Source organism: Staphylococcus sp. McC-251-APC-3A2 (assembly GCF_009695665.1).
GTDB classification, from domain to species: domain Bacteria; phylum Bacillota; class Bacilli; order Staphylococcales; family Staphylococcaceae; genus Staphylococcus; species Staphylococcus cohnii.
In genome coordinates this window covers 1-15,970 of the sequence record NZ_VUNO01000007.1, presented here as the reverse complement: position 1 = coordinate 15,970, position 15,970 = coordinate 1, and the positions used below count along the sequence as shown (strand labels likewise).

At 30.4% G+C, this 15,970-nt stretch carries 16 protein-coding genes and 1 rRNA gene; 14 read left to right on the top strand and 3 right to left on the bottom strand.

Annotation, left to right across the window (positions count from 1 at the left end; genetic code table 11):
• Positions 1-51 precede the first annotated feature (51 nt).
• The 7 genes from FYJ81_RS11710 (at position 52) to FYJ81_RS11680 (ending at position 5,837) form a co-directional block, all read left to right on the top strand.
• The gene (locus FYJ81_RS11710) at positions 52-222 is read left to right on the top strand and encodes an SE1561 family protein (RefSeq protein ID WP_019469624.1); all 171 of its coding nucleotides are present in this window, start codon (positions 52-54) and stop codon (positions 220-222) included.
• 89 nt (positions 223-311) lie between these two features.
• Complete coding sequence (locus FYJ81_RS11705) at positions 312-830, top strand: type 1 glutamine amidotransferase domain-containing protein (RefSeq protein ID WP_019469625.1); 519 nt, start codon at positions 312-314, stop codon at positions 828-830.
• 308 nt (positions 831-1,138) lie between these two features.
• The gene (gene sgtB, locus FYJ81_RS11700) at positions 1,139-1,951 is read left to right on the top strand and encodes a monofunctional peptidoglycan glycosyltransferase SgtB (RefSeq protein ID WP_107386309.1); all 813 of its coding nucleotides are present in this window, start codon (positions 1,139-1,141) and stop codon (positions 1,949-1,951) included.
• Positions 1,952-2,308: 357 nt separating this feature from the next.
• Complete coding sequence (recX, locus tag FYJ81_RS11695; RefSeq protein WP_107386310.1) at positions 2,309-3,127, top strand: recombination regulator RecX; 819 nt, start codon at positions 2,309-2,311, stop codon at positions 3,125-3,127.
• Complete coding sequence (locus tag FYJ81_RS11690) at positions 3,105-3,419, top strand: YfhH family protein (RefSeq protein WP_064264297.1); 315 nt, start codon at positions 3,105-3,107, stop codon at positions 3,417-3,419. The genes recX and FYJ81_RS11690 overlap by 23 nt, the downstream gene beginning before the upstream one ends.
• A 15-nt stretch (positions 3,420-3,434) precedes the next feature.
• Positions 3,435-4,967 (top strand): ATP-binding cassette domain-containing protein, encoded by a 1,533-nt coding sequence (locus FYJ81_RS11685; RefSeq protein ID WP_154409675.1) that lies wholly within the window; start codon positions 3,435-3,437, stop codon positions 4,965-4,967.
• A 9-nt stretch (positions 4,968-4,976) separates the two neighbouring features.
• Positions 4,977-5,837, top strand: coding sequence for a sugar ABC transporter permease (locus tag FYJ81_RS11680; RefSeq protein ID WP_154409674.1), 861 nt, complete (start codon positions 4,977-4,979; stop codon positions 5,835-5,837).
• A gap of 91 nt (positions 5,838-5,928) precedes the next feature.
• Here the strand turns inward: FYJ81_RS11680 and FYJ81_RS11675 are convergent, their stop codons facing one another.
• Positions 5,929-6,906 (bottom strand): metal-dependent hydrolase, encoded by a 978-nt coding sequence (locus FYJ81_RS11675; protein WP_107386313.1) that lies wholly within the window; start codon positions 6,904-6,906, stop codon positions 5,929-5,931.
• Positions 6,907-7,029: 123 nt separating this feature from the next.
• Here FYJ81_RS11675 and mutY point away from each other — a divergent pair, with 123 nt between their 5' ends.
• The 3 genes from mutY (at position 7,030) to FYJ81_RS11660 (ending at position 10,618) form a co-directional block, all read left to right on the top strand.
• Entirely contained in the window at positions 7,030-8,076 is a 1,047-nt protein-coding gene (gene mutY / locus FYJ81_RS11670; RefSeq protein ID WP_107384526.1) for an A/G-specific adenine glycosylase, read from the top strand.
• A 66-nt stretch (positions 8,077-8,142) separates the two neighbouring features.
• Complete coding sequence (ntdP, locus tag FYJ81_RS11665; RefSeq protein WP_019469633.1) at positions 8,143-8,685, top strand: nucleoside tri-diphosphate phosphatase; 543 nt, start codon at positions 8,143-8,145, stop codon at positions 8,683-8,685.
• Positions 8,686-8,881: 196 nt separating this feature from the next.
• Entirely contained in the window at positions 8,882-10,618 is a 1,737-nt protein-coding gene (locus FYJ81_RS11660; RefSeq protein ID WP_064264307.1) for an ABC transporter ATP-binding protein, read from the top strand.
• Between the two features lie 133 nt (positions 10,619-10,751).
• Here FYJ81_RS11660 and FYJ81_RS11655 read toward each other — a convergent pair whose 3' ends face one another.
• Together FYJ81_RS11655 and FYJ81_RS11650 are read right to left on the bottom strand one after the other, a co-directional pair.
• Entirely contained in the window at positions 10,752-11,846 is a 1,095-nt protein-coding gene (locus tag FYJ81_RS11655; protein ID WP_064264309.1) for an FUSC family protein, read from the bottom strand.
• Between the two features lie 75 nt (positions 11,847-11,921).
• Positions 11,922-13,211, bottom strand: a complete 1,290-nt coding sequence (locus FYJ81_RS11650; RefSeq protein WP_107386634.1) for a glutamate-1-semialdehyde 2,1-aminomutase — start codon at positions 13,209-13,211, stop codon at positions 11,922-11,924.
• Between the two features lie 81 nt (positions 13,212-13,292).
• On the opposite strand from FYJ81_RS11650, the gene FYJ81_RS11645 reads away from it, so the two are divergent.
• From FYJ81_RS11645 to FYJ81_RS11630, 4 genes are all read left to right on the top strand, one after another.
• Entirely contained in the window at positions 13,293-13,748 is a 456-nt protein-coding gene (locus FYJ81_RS11645; RefSeq protein WP_154409673.1) for a peroxiredoxin, read from the top strand.
• A 6-nt stretch (positions 13,749-13,754) separates the two neighbouring features.
• Positions 13,755-14,705, top strand: coding sequence for an NAD(P)-dependent oxidoreductase (locus FYJ81_RS11640; protein WP_107386635.1), 951 nt, complete (start codon positions 13,755-13,757; stop codon positions 14,703-14,705).
• A gap of 94 nt (positions 14,706-14,799) precedes the next feature.
• Positions 14,800-15,261: a peroxide-responsive transcriptional repressor PerR gene (gene perR, locus FYJ81_RS11635; protein ID WP_019469639.1), complete on the top strand. Its 462-nt coding sequence runs from the start codon at positions 14,800-14,802 to the stop codon at positions 15,259-15,261.
• 625 nt (positions 15,262-15,886) lie between these two features.
• Positions 15,887-15,970 (top strand): 16S ribosomal RNA (locus FYJ81_RS11630); the annotation flags it as partial.

Genomic DNA, 15,970 nt, shown 5'->3' with positions numbered 1-15,970 from the left:
TCAAATCCATGTTAGTATAATAATATCTGAAAAAAAGGAGTTACTAATAAAATGGATGACAATCAAACAATAGATCAAATAAAAAAGAGACTAGAAAAATTTATGAATGATATCGATCATGTAAACCCTAACGAAGTTAAAGTAGAAGACATAGATGAATGGATTGGTTTATTAGATCAATTAGAAGAAAAAGTTAAATCAGTTTCGAAATCATCAGATTAAATTTCGGGGTATTAAAAGTTTTTATGTTTAAAAAACGCTAGTTTCGTCTATACAGAGTATATAACATAAATATGGAAAGGTGATAATTCATGGCTAAAAAAGTAGCAATTATTGTAACTAATGAATTTGAAGATGTAGAATTAACAAGTCCTAAAGAAGCAATTGAAGAAGCTGGACACGAAACTGTTGTTATTGGTGATGAAGCCAATAGTGAAGTTGTTGGGAAACATGGTGAAAAAGTTTCTGTGGACGTAAGTATTGCTGATGCAAAACCAGAAGATTATGATGGATTATTAATTCCAGGTGGTTTCTCACCTGATCATCTACGTGGTGATTCTGAAGGCAGATACGGTACATTTGCTAAATACTTTACCAAAAATGATGTTCCAACGTTTGCAATTTGCCATGGACCACAAATTTTAATAGATACTGATGACTTATCAGGTAGAACATTAACTGCAGTATTAAATGTTCGTAAAGATTTAGCGAATGCAGGTGCACAAGTAGTTGATGAATCAGTAGTCGTTGATAATAATATTGTAACTAGTCGTACACCTGATGATTTAGATGACTTTAATAAAGCAATTGTAGATCAATTAAACGCTTAAGGAATTAAACGCTAATTGAATCATTGATATTTTAAAAAAAGAGGTTGTCTCTAATTTGATGAATTTACTTTTATGATACAAAAGTGGTTCATTATAAAATAGAGGCAACTTCTTTTTGCTTGTTATAGAAATTTTAAAATTTAAAGCGAGATTTGGAAATAGATTTGGTTAAATCGCTTATTATAATGCCTTGATAGGAGATACATATACACCCTTGGACTGATTTTTATGATTTACTATAGATAAAAATTCCAACTATTGATAAACTCACTTATAATGATATGAGAGCAATATAAAGGAGCTACCGCATGAAAAGAAGCGATCGTTATAAGCAAACAACTAAAAAATCTCAAACCGATACTGTAAACGAACCTCAATATAATACTTATTTTCAACCAGTAACAAAATCACAAAAACGTAAAAAAGGAAAAGGGCTTTTCTTTAAAATACTTATTCCAATTATAATTGTTTTAGGTATATTTATTGCTATAATGTATGCTTTGAGTACTCGTGCAGATGTTGATGAATTAAAAAAAATAGAAAATAAAGATTCGTTTGTATCTGTGTCAAACATGCCAGATTATACTAAAGGTGCATTTATAGCTATGGAAGATGAGCGTTATTATAAGCATCATGGATTTGATATAAAGGGAACATCACGAGCACTATTTTCAACATTAAGTGATAAAAGTGTACAAGGTGGAAGTACAATCACACAGCAGGTAGTGAAAAATTATTTTTATGATAACGAACAATCAATCACGCGTAAAGTTAAGGAATTATTTGTAGCTCATCGTGTTGAAAAATCATATAGTAAAGATGAAATACTCAGTTTTTATATGAATAACATTTATTACGGTAGTGATAATTACTCAGTAGAATCAGCTGCAAATTATTACTTCGGGGTGACGACAGATAAAAATAATCAGGAGTTACCACAAATTTCAGTTTTGCAAAGTGCGATTTTAGCAAGTAAAATTAATGCACCTAGTGTTTATAATATCGATGATATGTCCGATAATTTTATAAATCGAGTAAAAATTGATTTAGAAAAAATGAAACAACAAGAATTTATTACAGATGAGCAATACAAAAATGCATTATTAGAATTAGGTGTATGATTAAAGTTATATCACTAAGTATTAATAGTTGTATAAAATGAGTCGCCAATGACAAACTCCTTTCCAAGAAGTCATGTGAAAAATGATTACTTGGAGGGAGTTTTTAATATCATTAAAAATTTTAAAAGATACAATATATGTTAACTGCAATTGAGGTTAGGAGAATTTTTAAATATGTAAAGCACTATAAAATATATCGATATATGCAGATTAGGTATGCTATTTCGTGAAAGGATTATACTACAAACCATGTTATAATTTGTACATAATCATAGTGAAGTTGTAGTTTGCAAATAAAAATCACTATAATTCCATTCATAATCAATATAAGTTATTCTTATAAGTGGAGTGAAGATAATGTCGAAAATCACAAAAATAGAAGTTCAAAAAAATAATAAAGACCGTTTTAATCTATATTTAGATGATGAATTTGAGATGGGTATTGATATTGATACTTTTGTATATTTCAACCTTAAAAAAGGACAAATCGTTGAAGCATCAGATATGGAAAAAATTCAAAATTATGAGCAATATAGACAAGCAATTAATATAGCGATTCAATATTTATCATACAGAAAAAGAACTGATCACGAAGTATCACAACATCTGGCAAAAAAAGATATTTCAGAAAGTGTTATTGCAAATGTATTAGATTATTGCCATAAACAAAATTTAATAGATCATAAAGATTATGCTAATAGTTTAAAAAATACGATGATTTTAACTACAGATAAAGGGCCTGAAATTTTCAAACAAAAACTACGTGAAGCTGGTATAGAACAAAATATCATTGACGAATATGCGCTTTTATATGATGATGAGCAACCTTTAGATAAGGTCATAAAATTAGCAAATAAAATATTGAAACAAAAAAAGGGACCACAAATAAAGCGTAAAGAAAAGCTGAAACAATCTTTAATGCAAAAAGGTTACACATTTGAAACGATTAATATCGTTATGGAAGAGTTAGATTTTTCACAATCAGAAGAAACATTAGATATGTTATTACAAGATGATTTAGAAAAAGCGTATATTAAAACTTCAAAAAAATATACAGGTAGAAAATTGGTCAATAAAACAATTGAAACACTTATGAGAAAAGGTTATCAATATGATAAAATAAAAGCTAAACTAGAAGAGAGTGGTATTGAAGATGGAACAGAAGAAATTGAGTGAAATGAGCGAAATAGAATTACGTCATGAAATTCAAGGATATAAAGAACAAATGCGCAAAGCAGAAATGAATGGCATTTATAATGAGTATGACGTATATGCAAGTAAAGCAATCATAGCGGAAAGTTATTTAGTAGATAGAAATGAAGTAGAACTTGGAAAAATTTATAAATTAAATGATGGTACTGGAAGTTATTTTAAAGTAGAGCGACTTAAAGGAATATTTGCGTGGGGATTCAGAATCAATAGTTCAGAGCCAGAAGAAGGTTTACCCTTAGCATTATTAAAACTGTAGAAGGATGAAGATAGCATGGGTAGTTCAATTATTTTAAAGTTACTTAATGTAACACATTACTATAGAAATAAAAAATCAAAAAAGTGGTATCAACCTTTTGGTTATGGTGCAGATAACATAGAGTTAAATAATATTAACCTACATATCTATCAAGGTGAATCACTTGGAATTATCGGTGAACCTGAGTCTTCAAAATCTCTTGTAGGTCGGATTTTAAGTGGTGAAATCAAACCTGATAAGGGTAGAATTGTGCGTAAAACAGATTTGTTTTATGCAGATATAGACGATAAATATTCACAAAATATATCAGTTAATGATTACATATCAAATGCAGTTACGCTATTCCCATACAAAGTAAATACGCATAAAGTCGAACAAATCTTAAAATATGCACATGTCGAAGAACAAAGTGATACTCCTATATGTGAATTATCAGATGAAACATATGCACGTATACTTTTTTCACTTGCCAGAACATCTAAAGCAAGTATTATCATTTTTAATAAAATACTGCAAAATTTAACAGAGGAATATTTTGAAAAAGCAATTGAACTATCAGACGAATACATAAATAATAATTTAACTGTTGTTATGATAGATGACAATATTGAAAGAGTTAGTAAAGCAAGTAATTATATAGCATGGGTTTCGCATGGCCAACTTAGAATGGAAGGTTCTATTAACCAAGTCATTCCTGTCTTTAATGATCATGAGAAAGATAGAGTATCTTTAGAAAGTAAAGAAGAAAAACAAAACTTTGATTTGGATTGGAAAAAGAGCAGAGCACGTACGCCAGAATTAACATATAATTTCAAACGTATTGAAAGGTATAATCACGTCAAACCCCCGATTGTATTAGTCAGGTTCTGGACATTTATTACTATTTGTATCTTAGGGATGGTTTTAACAGCGGTACTAATGTTTAATGATATTGGAAAAATTGAAATTGGACAAAACGAGGATCAGGCTTCTATTCAGAATCAAACAAAAAATCCTTATGAAGATAAACTATCATACGGAATTGTATTAGATGATTCAGTTAAATTAGATAATTTTAAGAATGGTAAAGATTTAAGTCCAAGCAAATATGCTTTGCTTACAATAACAGGTGAAAATACTAAAAATTATCGCGTTAGTGTCGATAATCAGTCTTATAAAGTTGGTAAAAAAGATATACGTTATTTTGATCCAGCTGGTTTATTTGAAGAACATAGTGGTGATACACTCGCGCCATTTATGAGTAAAAATTACAGTAATTATTACGAATTTTTTAATAGTCACTTACATAAAAAACATGGTACTGTGACTGATTCGCTAGTTCCAGAAGAAGGGAAAAATGATCGTTTTATTGTTCCTATCGTTCAACAACCGATTGCTATGATATTTAATGATCAAAATAAACTCTCTGGATTTACAATTCCGATGAAAGATAAAGCGAAGTTAAAAGATAAATTTAATATTGATAATAACTTCTGGATTACTAAATCAGGTGATGGTTATTTCATGGCAGATTTTAAAAATGATAAATGGATATATATTGAATTGTAGGTGTAGTAAATGATAGATAATCTAATTAATTTTTATAAGAATGCACCATTTTTAAGTAAACATTTGTATCATCGGTTAAAGGGGCAATGGAAATGGTTTGTTATACCATTTATTAGTAGCATCCTATTATTATGTTTGTTAATGTTTATATTTAATGTGAATGGTACAGAAGAAATAAAACAAGCACGTGGCTATTTTAGGTTAGCAGCATTAATAAGTTTTTCATTTATTTGGATAGCTATTTATCAAAGTTATCAATTGTTTAAAAAAGAGTATTTTACTGCGAAAGTTTTTAATTTAAATCCCATTTTCCAAACTATTATGATAGCTATTATTTCTAATTTATTGATGTTTATTGCATTAATGATGATTATCATAATGACACCAGTTAACATAGAAAGTTCTATCCCATCGACAATATATTTTGTCGTTATGTCAATTATTTTTGTTGTAACTATCTCTACGGTATTTGGTTTACTGACTATTACCAAAAATAATGTAAATATCATATTTTATATATTATCAGTAATCATGTTCTTTATCGTACCGATTGTGTTTATCCCGTCCAGTAATTCAACTGTAATTTCACATATTTTAATGTTAAATCCGCTGTTTTATCTTATAGAGGGAATTTCACAGTCAGTTGTTTTAGGCGCATTAAGTTTAAATAATATACCGTACCATTTATATTTTATATTTTTAATGGCTACAGTTTGTGCAGTTATATTTGCTATGTATCGAATGACTGCGTATCAAAAATTCAGATTTAGAAATGGCCAAGTAGAAAAAACGTCTGATACTAAATTAAAAAACGAGACAAATCATAACGAAAACGTAACTGCTCAAGATACAAACACAAATCATAAATAGTGATATTATATTTTAATTATGTATCTTCAATATAATATTAAAGGCTGAGACACAATCATGTGTCCCAGCCTTTGTTATTATCAATAAAATATCATTTAGCAAATAATTTTCTTTGTAGTTTATCTTCACTAAACACCCAACCAATATAAGAATGATCAATATTCATAAACTCATCTAAATGTGCGATTGCTACAAATGAATAGTGTCCATTCTTGAGATAGCGTAAATCAATCAATCTAATTTCTGTCGTATCATCATCTAATTTTCTAGCTTGCCAACGATAAATAGATGAGAAGTTAAGGAAAGTTTTAATATTTTTATCATCTTCAACAAACTGCATTAAATCATTACTAGGAAAAGAATGACGTTCTGATTTATCACTGAAAACGATGTTTCTACCATAACTTCGTCCAACATAATCGTGATTTTCTGTTTGAATAGCTACGCGCCATTCCATAAATCGTATGGTAGGCGCAACAAAAACTTTAACAGGATTATGTTCTTGCTTTATCTGTTTAAGCGCTTGTTGTTTAATGATGGCTTGCATTCTAAAACGAATAATATAATAAACAACAAGAATAGCAAAAATAGGAAAGAATGAAATGTAAGGATGTAAGCCCAATACCCAAAGTATAATGCCGACACACCAAAGGATGAATATGATTGGATCAAACGTATTGATTACACTGAGTTGAATCCATTTATTTGTGATGGGTCTGAGCGCCTGAGTTCCATAAGAATTAAATATATCTACAAAGACATGAAGAAAAACTGCAAGCTGAGCCCATAACCAGATATGGCTAGCATCAATATTTTTGAAAAATGTAAAAATAAATAAAGTTATAAGTAATGGCCACAAAATCGTAAAAGGTATTGAATGTGTTATACCTCTATGATTTGATATATAAGTAGCATTATCTTTAAGTTTTAAAACTGTATCACCATCTGGTATCAGTGAACCAATGATTAGAGTAGTTGCTGTTGCTGCAAATGAGCCAGTCATTGCAGGATCTTGTGTTGCCAAAGCGGTTAATCCAATACCCATGACAATATGCGTACCTGTATCCATAAGTATCCTCTCATTTCATTTCAATATTATTTCTATTATAATCTAATATACTAAATAATAAAATTAACATACTAAAATGAAGAAAAAAAGTTTTAGAATCACATAGAGAAAGAGATGTATAACATGTATAATGAATCGCAATTTAAAAATAATCTCGTAAAATGGTTTGAGAAAAATCAGAGACAAATGCCTTGGAGAGAAACTAAAAATCCATACTATATTTGGTTGAGTGAAGTAATGTTACAACAAACCCAAGTGAAGACAGTTATCGATTATTATCATAAATTTGTAAATAGGTTTCCAACAATAACGGATTTAAGTAATGCACATGAAGATGAAGTGCTTAAATATTGGGAAGGGCTTGGTTATTATAGTCGTGCACGTAACTTTCATACTGCGATAAAAGATGTAGCAATGAATTATAATGGTGAAGTCCCCAATGACCCTGAGCGCTTTGGAGAACTTAAAGGTGTGGGTCCATATACGCAAGCAGCAGTCATGAGTATTGCTTTCAATCTTCCGTTAGCAACAGTAGATGGTAACGTGTTTAGAGTTTGGTCAAGATTAAACAATGATCATCGTGATACCAAATTACAAACCACAAGAAAAGCATTTGAAAAAGAATTGGAAATTTATGTACAAGAAGATTCAGGTACTTTTAACCAAGCTATGATGGAACTAGGTGCATTAATTTGTACACCTAAAAACGCGTTATGTATGTTTTGTCCTGTCCAAGAACATTGTGAAGCTTTTGAACAAGGAACAGTTGAACAGTTACCTGTAAAAACTACGAAAGTGAAGAAAAAACATATCAAACAAAATGTATATATCGTGAGTAACGAAAATGGCGATTTATTAATTGAAAAAAGAACTCAAAAACTTTTGAATAATATGTGGGAATTTCCTATGTATGAAGCGGAAAGTAATGAAAATATTAATACACAGTTATCTACAGAAATTCAATTTCAAACTAAACCTGTTTATTCATTAAAACATCAATTCACACATTTAACTTGGGATATTGATGTGTATTTATCTCAAAGTTACGTTAGACAACAAGATATTACATTAACCGACAACATGGTGTGGATGCGTGTTAATGATAAAGATGAATATAACTTCCCAGTAAGTATGTCAAAAATATATAATTTTTTGCTAACAAATATTTAGGATCGTTCTGTCATCGTTAATTATGTTATAATTCAATATGTGAAATCAGAAAAGGTGGTGTGGAGCATGGTTAAAGAGTCCATACCTAAAGAGGGTCAGACGATAAAAATTCAAAGTTATAAACACGATGGAAATATACACCGTGTTTGGTCTGAAACAACTATTTTAAAAGGTACGGATCATGTTGTCATTGGTGGTAATGACCATACATTGGTAACAGAAAGTGATAATCGCACATGGATTACAAGAGAACCTGCAATTGTATACTTCCATTCCGAATATTGGTTTAATGTTATTTGTATGTTTAGAGAAGATGGTGTTTATTATTATTGTAATTTATCTTCACCATTTGTATGTGATGAGGAAGCTCTAAAATATATAGATTACGATTTAGATATTAAAGTTTATCCCAATGGTAAATATCATTTATTAGATGAGGACGAATATGAGCAACATATGCGCCAAATGAATTATTCATCTGATATTGATGTGATTTTACGAAGAAATGTAGATATTCTTCAACAATGGATTGAACAGAAAAAAGGTCCATTTGCACCAGACTTTATTAAAGTTTGGCGTGAAAGATTCAAAAAAATTAGAGATTATTAAGCATATTTAATGTATTTGATAGTTATATTCGATATAGTTATGTAGGTATATATGATACAAGTTAATTGTATAGAATAAAAATTCATAGCAAATGCTTAACTAAATCATCTGATTGTAGATAATTGTATTAACAGCCTCGTTGAATTTCAGCGAAGGCTGTTTCATTTGCTGAAATAAGCAAGGAGGTATAGTTTGTATGATTCGCAGATATATACAATTCGTAAAACCATATAAATGGCGGATCATTGCCACAATTCTTGTAGGTATATTAAAATTTGGTATTCCAATGCTCATTCCGTTATTAATTAAATACGTTATTGATGACATTATCAATAATGGTGCAATTTCGGTAGAAGAAAAATTTACTAGATTGGGAATTGCGTTAGGAATAGCCTTATTTATTTTTGTAATCGTAAGACCACCTATAGAATTTTTAAGACAATATTTAGCTCAGTGGACAAGTAATAAAATATTATATGATATTCGTAAACGTCTATATAATCATTTACAAGCACTAAGTGCAAGATTTTATGCTAATAACCAAGCTGGGCAAGTTATTTCAAGAGTAATTAATGATGTTGAACAGACAAAAGATTTCATTTTAACAGGACTTATGAATATTTGGCTTGATTGCATAACAATCATCATAGCCTTATCAATTATGTTTGTATTAGATGTGAAATTAACACTGGCTGCAATTATTGTATTCCCAGTTTATATTCTGACTGTCTATTTCTTCTTTGGACGTTTAAGAAATTTAACACGAAAAAGATCACAAGCTTTGGCTGAAGTTCAAGGTTTTTTACATGAACGAGTACAGGGCATGTCAGTCATTAAAAGTTTTGCGATAGAAGATAACGAAGCGGTTAACTTTGATAAGCATAATAGTAATTTCTTACAACGCGCATTTACACATACAAGATGGAATGCTTATTCGTTTTCTGCAATTAATACAGTGACGGATTTAGGCCCTTTAATTGTAATAGGTTCTGGTGCAGTATTAGCTATCAACGGTTCCATTACAGTAGGTACACTCGCTGCATTCGTGGGTTATCTTGAGCAATTATTTGGTCCATTACGTAGATTGGTTTCTTCATTTACTACGTTAACTCAAAGTTTTGCTTCAATGGACCGTGTGTTCCAGCTAATGGATGAAGGTTATGATATTAAAAATAAAAAAGGTGCCTTACCGTTAGAAATTAAAGAAGGACGTATTGAAATAAATAATGTGAGTTTTCAATATAATGCAGATGAATCTACGATATTAAACCATATTAATTTGGATATTGAACAAGGAGAAACAGTAGCATTTGTCGGTATGAGTGGTGGAGGTAAATCGACACTTATCAATCTTATACCAAGATTTTATGATGTTACAGATGGCGAAATCAAAATTGATGGTACCAATATAAAATCCTATTTAACGGGTAGTCTCAGACATCAAATCGGATTAGTCCAACAAGATAACGTACTATTCTCAGATACAATTAAAGAAAATATTTTATTAGGTAGACCCGATGCAACAGATGAAGAAGTCATTGCAGCTGCAAAAATGGCAAACGCACATGATTTCATTATGGAATTAACAGATGGATATGATACAGAAGTGGGTGAAAGAGGCGTCAAACTTTCTGGAGGTCAGAAACAACGCATATCTATCGCGCGGATTTTCTTAAATAATCCACCGATAATTATACTAGATGAAGCAACAAGTGCATTAGATTTAGAAAGTGAATCTATAATTCAGGATGCATTAAATATTTTAAGTAAAGATCGTACAACGTTAATTGTGGCACATAGATTATCTACAATTACTCATGCAGATAAGATTGTTGTTATAGAAAATGGTGAGGTAGTAGAAAGCGGGACACATCAAGAATTACTAGCGAAAAAAGGTGCTTATGAACATCTTTATAGCATTCAAAATCTATAAAAGCGATTTGCTGAATTTTGATTGTTTAAGTGCAGTTAATGTGTAAGAATAATTTTAAATTGAATAAAAGATCTAAAAAGACCAGAGACATTTTATATTGTCTCTGGTCTTTTTAGTTCAAATATTGATGGTTTTATAAATCAAAATCTTCTTCTTCAATTTCAATTTCACTATCATTAGAGTGATATGAGAAGAAACTGATAACTAAGCGATCCAAATGTTCTATAGTATAACGATATTCTTCAATAGCTGAAATAATCTGCATTATATTTGTAAACGAATATGTTGTTTGGTATGGATCTTTAATGATTTCTCGTTGGAAAGCATCCATTAAATCCTTTTTTTGTGGGTTTTCAATCTGACTATCAAAATGACTTATATCATATCGCGCTTTTTTTGAAATACTGATGAAAATTTGTTCGTGATAAGCAATGAGCAAATCTATTTCTAATTTTATTTGAAGTAACAACTCATTATTTAAATTATGAAGATCGTTTTGATAACGATTCATTCGTTTTAAAACATCGTATGCTTGCCGTGTACTACGCACGACTTGTTTAAATAGAATTTTTTTTCTATTTTGTGCATAAATTTGTTTTTTCGTCCAAGGTCGTTCTTCCTCATAGTATTCAAATATTTGCTCTAATTTCGTAATTCGTTTGCTGATTAGTCCTCTATCTTCTTTTATATGATGATATTCAGATGTATCATTTAACACAAGTTTGAACCATACAAAGATATCTGAACAAATGTTTAATGAATTATAATAAATTTTAGACTCGAATTTAGGGGGTAAGAATAAAAGATTAACTGCAGAAGAACTAATTACACCTACCATAACAAGGACAAATCTGTAAAATGCAGAAATATAAAAGTTACCAGTATGTGTTCCCATAATAATTAATGCAGTTATACTTGCAAGTGTAGCTACATGCTCCAAGTTAAAACGGAATAAAATAGCAATTAATAATATAACAGTAACCCCCATGATCACTGGATTATTACCAAAAACAGTAACCATAACTACTGCGAGTATAGCACCGATCAGGTTACCAATTGCTCTTTCAGAAATTGTTTTAATGGAACGAAAAACACTTGGTTGCATCGCGATTACCGCACTGACAGCAGCGATTGCCTTTAATCCTGCTTCATCAGGGAACAGAGAAGCGATAAACAAAGCAAGTATAATAGCTATACCTGTCTTCAGAATGCGTGCTCCTAATTTCAAATGTACCGCTCCTTCATATATTTAATAAAATTATGTTTATACTTGTTATACAACGATTCCCTATAAAATTCAAGTTTATTTCATTTGACTAAAAGCGTAATCTACAGCTTCTAATGTTTTATCAATATCATCTTTAGTATGTTCAGTTGTTAAAAACCAAGCTTCAAATTTTGAAGGAGCAAGATTAATGCCTTGATGTAACATGAGTTTAAAGAATTGTGCAAAAGCATCACCATCTGAATTTTCAACTTGATCATAATGTGTGACAATTTCATTTGTAAAATAAAGTGTTAATGCACCATAAACTCTATTGACTGTAGCAGTTATATTATGTTTTTGAATTAATTTATTCAAACCATCTTCTAATTGTTGACCTAGGCTATCTAAATGTTCGTAGATACCATCTTGTTCCAATACTTCTAATAATGCGATGCCTGCTTTCATAGATAATGGATTACCAGCCATCGTTCCAGCTTGATATGCAGGGCCTAGAGGAGCAACTTGTTCCATAATGTCTTGTTTGCCTCCATAACCACCAATAGGTAGCCCGCCACCTACTATTTTACCGAAAGCTGTTAAATCTGGATAAACTTGATATAAATCTTGGGCACCGCCAAAATGGAAACGAAATGCGGTAATAACCTCATCATAAATTACTAAACTTCCATTATTATGGGTAATTTCATTTACTTGTTCTAAAAATCCAGATTTAGGTTTGACCATACCAAAATTACCAACGATAGGTTCGACTAATACTGCTGCAATATCATCTCCCCAATAATCAATTGCTTCTTTATAAGACTCTATATCATTGTAAGGTACCGTGATGACTTCTTGAGCTACACTTTGAGGAACGCCGGCTGAGTCAGGTGACCCTAATTGAGAAGGACCACTCCCAGCTGCAACTAATACTAAATCTGAGTGACCGTGATATTGGCCAGAAAATTTAATTATCTTATTTCTTTTAGTATACGCACGTGCCACTCGTATTGTTGTCATTACGGCTTCTGTTCCAGAGTTAACGAAGCGAATCTTTTCTAATGAAGGGATAGCGCTACGTAATTTCTTAGCGAAATTTATTTCAAGCTCTGTTGGCGTTCCATATAATACGCCAAGTGCAGCTTGTTCTTGAATAGCTTTAGTTATATGAGGATGAGCATGACCAGTAATTATTGGGCCATAAGCTTGTAAATAATCGATATATTTATTACCATCTACATCAAATAAATAAGCACCTTGTCCTGATTTCATCATTACTGGAGCGCCACCACCTACAGCTTTATACGAACGAGAGGGTGAGTTAACGCCTCCCAATATATATTCATTTGAGTAATTTTGAAGTCTTTCACTTTCTGTAAATTTCATTAATATCAACCTCTTTTATTTAATATTTTCGTTTATTATCGTATCATATAATTATTAGTAAAAAGAAATAGGGTGAGTTATTTGTTGAAAAAAGGAGATCAATTTCCAGAATTTAAACTTGAAAACCAAAATGGTGATATTATTTCTAATGACACATTAAAAGGATATAAAGCAGTGCTCTATTTTTATCCAAGAGATAAAACGCCAACATGCACAACAGAAGCCTGTGATTTTAGAGACAATTTATCATATTTTAATGAACTTAAAACAAAAGTTTACGGAATTAGCGGAGATACAAAGAAAAAACATCAAAACTTTAGCAATAAGCATAATTTAAATTTTGACTTATTGGTCGATGAAGATTATCAATTATCCACAGAAGTGGGTGTATACCAATTAAAGAAAAATTTTGGAAAAGAAACTATGGGAATCGTAAGAACTACGTTCGTTATAGATGAAGAGGGCATTATAATCGATGTCATAGAAAAAGTGAAAGTAAAATCACAAATGGACGAATTAAAAGCAATACTGGGGTGAGTAAAGATGAAGGCAGTCAGTTTAAAAAAAATGGGAGAGTTGGAAAATGATTTAGTTGAAGCTTTTCCAAACGTCAATTTTATATTTACACATGGTGTTTCTGAAATTAATGACCATGATAAAAAAGATTTAGATATACTGTTTGGATATGATGGTAAATTAGATGAAGACTTCTTGAAGGAATGTCCAAATTTAAAATGGTTGGCTTGGTATGCTACCGGTGTGAATAACCTTCCTTTAGATTATATCAATAATCATAATATATTGTTGACGAATGGCCGTGGTGTTCATGCAAAACAAATGTCTGAATTTATTATGGCTTTTATATTAGATGACTATAAGAAAATGAAAGTTTCATTTATTAATCAAACAAATAAAAATTATGACTCAAAGTTAACTGGTAACAGAGTGAGCGGTGAAAAGCTTTTATTTTTAGGAACAGGAAGCATAGCTCAAAAAACAGCAACTATTGCGAACGCGATGGACATGATTGTACAAGGTGTGAATACAACTGGTCACCCAGTAGATGGCTTCTCAAAAACCTATACTATTAATCATTTATCACAAGCATTGGAAGAAGCGGATATTGTTGTAAATACGTTACCTGAAACGCAACAAACGATACATTTACTTCAAAAAGAACATTTTGAAAAGATGAAAGACTCTGCTTTATTTATTAATGTAGGAAGAGGAACAATAGTTGAGGAAAATGTAATAGCAAATGTTATGAGAGAAAACATCATACGACAAGCTTATTTAGATGTGTTTGAAAATGAGCCACTTAAACCAAGTAATCAATTATATGATATAAATAACATTACAATTACAGCACATATCACAGGTAATGGTATAGAAAATAAACAAGAAGTAACTGAGATATTTAAACGCAATCTCAACCATTTTCTCAATAAGAATGCTTTAATTGAGAATGAAGTTGATCCAAAAACAGGATATTGATTGAAATGGTCTTTGTTTATTGACAATTCAATGATGCAACAGTTATATTAATATTAAGTAATAATAATTATTAAATAGAAAGATGGTGAGGGACATGAGTGCAGAGATGGAAACAGTTGAACATCAATTAGAAGATTCGATTGCGTCTTTAAGAGATAATGGGATAAGAATAACCCCACAAAGACAGGCGATATTGAAGTTTTTAATTGTCTCTGAAACACATCCCACTGCTGATGAGATTTATCAAGCACTTTCACCCGATTTTCCAAATATAAGTGTTGCAACGATATATAATAATTTACGTGTATTTAAAGGAATTGGCATCGTTAAAGAATTGCCTTATGGAGATGCTTCAAGTCGCTTCGATTTTAATACACATAATCATTACCATGTTATATGTGAAAATTGTGGAAAGATTGTAGATTTTCATTATCCACAACTAGATGAAGTTGAACAATTAGCTCAACACGTAACGAATTTTGATGTAACGCATCATCGTATGGAAATTTATGGTCTATGTAAAGAATGTAAAGATAAAGAAAAATTACAGCAGTAATTACAATTGAACAAATATAAAAGTTATTAAGATTCAAAGTGCCGCATTTATAATCATTTTATAAATGCGGCACTTTGTATTACTAAGAGATAAATATAGATTAATAAAAGTAAAAACACATAAGATGATATTTGTTTGCAATGTATAGAAGGAATAGACACAAAATACAAATATTATTATACGTTTTAACATATAAATACATATAATAAATAATTAGTTATTACAAAGGTAAAATTTAACTAAAAAGTTATTAGAATTGAATTGACGTGTGAGATTAATCTTGATATTATATAAAAGTCGTCAAAACAAGATGACTTAAAAAAACAAACCAACCAAAAATAATACAAAGTGTAAATTTGACACTTGTTAAAATTATTGAATGGTTATACAATATTAAATGTTGAGTTAACAAACGAAACAAACTTAATAATAACAAATAAAAATTCATTATTGACTTAACAAAAACTTAATGTTACAATTAATTCTTGTAACACATCAATGAACATTGAAAACTGAATTGCAATATGTCAACGTTAATTCCGATTTCAACATTAAATGTTGAATCAAAACAACGTGTTATTGATAACACAAATTAGTATTTTATGAGCTAATCAAACATCATATTTTTATGGAGAGTTTGATCCTGGCTCAGGATGAACGCTGGCGGCGTGCCTAATACATGCAAGTCGAGCGAACAGATAAGGAGCTT

Coding starts and splice junctions, on each gene's coding strand:
- FYJ81_RS11650 (WP_107386634.1), bottom strand. CDS start 13,211: ATGAAATTTACAGAAAGTGAAAGACTTCAAAATTACTCAAATGAATAT.
- FYJ81_RS11685 (WP_154409675.1), top strand. CDS start 3,435: ATGGGTAGTTCAATTATTTTAAAGTTACTTAATGTAACACATTACTAT.
- FYJ81_RS11640 (WP_107386635.1), top strand. CDS start 13,755: ATGAAGGCAGTCAGTTTAAAAAAAATGGGAGAGTTGGAAAATGATTTA.
- recX (WP_107386310.1), top strand. CDS start 2,309: ATGTCGAAAATCACAAAAATAGAAGTTCAAAAAAATAATAAAGACCGT.
- FYJ81_RS11680 (WP_154409674.1), top strand. CDS start 4,977: ATGATAGATAATCTAATTAATTTTTATAAGAATGCACCATTTTTAAGT.
- sgtB (WP_107386309.1), top strand. CDS start 1,139: ATGAAAAGAAGCGATCGTTATAAGCAAACAACTAAAAAATCTCAAACC.
- ntdP (WP_019469633.1), top strand. CDS start 8,143: ATGGTTAAAGAGTCCATACCTAAAGAGGGTCAGACGATAAAAATTCAA.
- FYJ81_RS11710 (WP_019469624.1), top strand. CDS start 52: ATGGATGACAATCAAACAATAGATCAAATAAAAAAGAGACTAGAAAAA.
- perR (WP_019469639.1), top strand. CDS start 14,800: ATGAGTGCAGAGATGGAAACAGTTGAACATCAATTAGAAGATTCGATT.
- mutY (WP_107384526.1), top strand. CDS start 7,030: ATGTATAATGAATCGCAATTTAAAAATAATCTCGTAAAATGGTTTGAG.
- FYJ81_RS11705 (WP_019469625.1), top strand. CDS start 312: ATGGCTAAAAAAGTAGCAATTATTGTAACTAATGAATTTGAAGATGTA.
- FYJ81_RS11660 (WP_064264307.1), top strand. CDS start 8,882: ATGATTCGCAGATATATACAATTCGTAAAACCATATAAATGGCGGATC.
- FYJ81_RS11690 (WP_064264297.1), top strand. CDS start 3,105: ATGGAACAGAAGAAATTGAGTGAAATGAGCGAAATAGAATTACGTCAT.
- FYJ81_RS11675 (WP_107386313.1), bottom strand. CDS start 6,906: ATGGATACAGGTACGCATATTGTCATGGGTATTGGATTAACCGCTTTG.